Genomic DNA, 1,536 nt, shown 5'->3' on the forward strand with positions numbered 1-1,536 from the left:
ATAACTCAAACTTCGCAGACTGAAATCGACAAATAAGCCTTGATATAGTTAGGCAGACCGTTAATCCACTGCTGTAGTTGACTTTTGATTAATTTTTGGATTGTTTTATTCGTCTTTTTTAGGGCATCTTCAAGAAGCTCGATTAATTGCTGTAACGCGACAGCCCAATCCAGTTCGTTCACTTCATCACATAATTCATAAAAAATGCCACCTAATGTTCGTTGATCGTTATGGCAACGATTCTGCCAGGACAAGACGATGTATCTAGAAAACACAACCGTTGTATGGCTAATGAGTAAATCATAGGACATGCCTTGAAATTCTTTCTGAAGGCGTAATAGGGATTTTGTCGTCTTGAAAAAGACTTCAATATCCCACCGCATGCCATAAATACGGACGATTTCTTGTTCAGAAAGCGTACAATCGGTGCTGAGAATCGCAAGCCATTCACTCTTTTTATTGCGGTTTTGAATAAACACGACCTTTACTTGAATGCCATTTGCCATAGTAGTTTGAGTCGATCGCATGATGCCTTTCTTGCCAGAAACAGGTGTGGCAACTTTGTATAGTTCTTTCAGAGATAGCCTTTGATCGTTCACCAAATAGCGTTGATTCGTTGCCTTCACCATGCCAATGACGTCAAGATCGAGTTCAACGATGGATTGAATAAGAGGTTGTTGCGTAAACCATGTATCCATTAACACATAATCAGCGGAAACACCTGCTTGTAATGCTCTTTCAAGCATACTGGGAATAACGGTAGGAGCAGATTCCAACGCTTCTACACGTCGTTTATAGCCGGAAGAACGCTTGTCAATATTCTCGGAAATCCCATTAATTTGTGCATTTTTTGAACTCAGTAACGTGAAGTCAAGCGGCATAAATGTAAAGCCATCCGACCAACCCAAAGTAAGCATACGAAATCCTTTATAGAAGCGTTTCGTTAAAGATGAATGATCCATACAACGCGCAAGAAGTTCTACCTTTTTACTCCGATTCCGATCAAACATAGAATCGTCAATGATCAACACTTTTGGACGCGTTACATCCGTCAGTTGATCGACCTTTTGAATGGCATGCACACTAAAATACGTTAAAAAGCGACGCCATGCAAACTTGGAATGATTCATGAAACGATAAACAGAGTCCTTTGCAGGGTAACGGTCTCCCTTCTTTGAATTTAAAAGGGTGAACCAACTCTTATGATGAAAGATTAAACAAAAAACAAGTTGAAACAAATAGGAAGTTGTAAAGCCAAACTTCTTAGTAATACCGGCTTTTCGAAGATGTTTCACGATCTCTAATTCACGAAACACAGATTTTAATTCTTTTGGTAGTTGATTATTTTGGTCATTATGCTCTATCATAATGGAAGCACCTCTTCTGTTTGGTAGTGTATTCTCGACAAATCCACTATACCAAAGAATGAGGTGTTTTTTGTATCTAAAAAAGTATGTCAAGGTTCTTATTGAAATCGAGAAGAACCAAATAGCATCAACTATTGAACCTAATTATTTATGTGCGAAGTTTGAGTTA

Annotated in this window: 1 protein-coding gene; it reads right to left on the reverse strand. The window is 38.5% G+C overall.

The features are described 5' to 3' along the window. Window positions 1-5: 5 nt before the first annotated feature. On the reverse strand, window positions 6-1,367 hold the full coding sequence (locus ACTHOQ_RS18830; protein WP_440497726.1) for an IS4 family transposase: 1,362 nt from the start codon (window positions 1,365-1,367) through the stop codon (window positions 6-8). Window positions 1,368-1,536 lie beyond the last annotated feature (169 nt).

The organism is Solibacillus silvestris, assembly GCF_051967575.1.
Lineage (GTDB): Bacteria > Bacillota > Bacilli > Bacillales_A > Planococcaceae > Solibacillus > Solibacillus silvestris_B.